The sequence below is a fragment of the Sphingobium sp. DC-2 genome, from assembly GCF_000722555.1.
Taxonomy (GTDB): Bacteria; Pseudomonadota; Alphaproteobacteria; order Sphingomonadales; family Sphingomonadaceae; genus Sphingobium; species Sphingobium quisquiliarum.
This window is the reverse complement of record NZ_JNAC01000070.1, coordinates 1-1,204: the sequence shown is the minus strand read 5'-3', so window position 1 is coordinate 1,204 and position 1,204 is coordinate 1. Positions and strand designations below refer to the sequence as shown.

General features: G+C 67.9%; 1 protein-coding gene and 1 pseudogene. Both read right to left on the bottom strand.

Annotation, left to right across the window (positions count from 1 at the left end):
• Positions 1-300: ATP-binding protein (locus ET21_RS0115530; RefSeq protein WP_037471146.1), on the bottom strand; the 300-nt coding region annotated here is incomplete at its 3' end.
• Positions 287-1,204, bottom strand: a pseudogene (locus ET21_RS0115525) (IS21 family transposase); the annotation flags it as partial. The gene ET21_RS0115530 and the pseudogene ET21_RS0115525, both read right to left, overlap by 14 nt.

Below are 1,204 nucleotides of genomic sequence, written 5' to 3'. Positions count from 1 at the left end.
ATTGCGCCGTGCGGGCACGAATGAGCCGGCATGGAGGGAGCGCACGAGGCCCTCGTTGATCGGCGTGCCGTCGAACACGAAGGCATCGAGGTCCTTGACCACCGGCAGCTTGGCTGCGGTCATGCGGTAGCGGATCGAGGCGGCATGACGATGCGCCGCTTCCGCCCGCAGAAGGTCGGTCAGGATCTCGTGGGTCGTGCGCTTGCGCTGCAGCCCCGTCGTGACGGCTTCGTCGAACGCCCCGGCCATGCCCCTGAGGCCGAGCCCGCGCATCGCCTCGATCATCTCATGCCGCTGCATCGAGGCCTCGCACTGTGTCGTAGCGGGCGCAGTCCGCCACTGGCGGATGGCTGAGCTTGAGATCGACGACCACATCGAGGGGCCGGTCAGATGGTGGATCGCGGTACCGGGCCAGGATGTTGAGGATCACCTCGTCGCTGGCGGCACCAGCGTCGAGCGCCTCGCGGATCGCAGCCTCGACCGCGTCCAGGCCATCGGTCAGCACGGCCGCCAGCACCCGGACGAAGCGCCGATCGGCCTCGTCGCCCCCCCCCAGCTTGCGGCGCAGCCGCGCCAGTGCCGGCGGCAGGTCCCAGCCCTGGAAGGGTGCGCCGTTGCGCAAGGCACCGGGCTTGTTGGCCAGAATCGGCAGGTAATGCCAGGGATCGTAGATCGTCCGGTCACGGCCGAAGTGCCGGGCATGTTCGGCGACGACCTCGTCACCCAGGCGCACGACTATGCGGTCAGCATAGGCGCGAACCTGAACGGCCCGCCGCGCGGCTTTGGCCATGACCGAGTAGCGGTTGCGGTCGAAGCTGATCAGGCAGGTGCCGGTCACAGCATGGGCGGTCTCGTGGAAGCCATCGAACGGGGCTAGCATCGGCTGCAGGGCTGGCCGCTCGAGATCCAGCGCCTCTGCAACCGTCAGCTCCTTCTGCTCGGGATGCGGATGCAACGAGGCCCAGCGCAGACACTCGGCCTCGAGCCATCCGTTGAGCTCCTCGATGCTGGCAAAGCGCAGGCGGGGCTGGAAGAAACGCCCCCGGATGGTCTGGACCTGGTTCTCGACCTGGCCTTTCTCCCATCCGGCCGCCGGCGAGCACGCCGTGGGCTCGACCATGTAATGGTCGGCCATGACCAGAAACCGGCGGTTGAACACCCGCTCCTTGCCGACGAAGACCGCGGCGACGGCCGTCTTCATGTT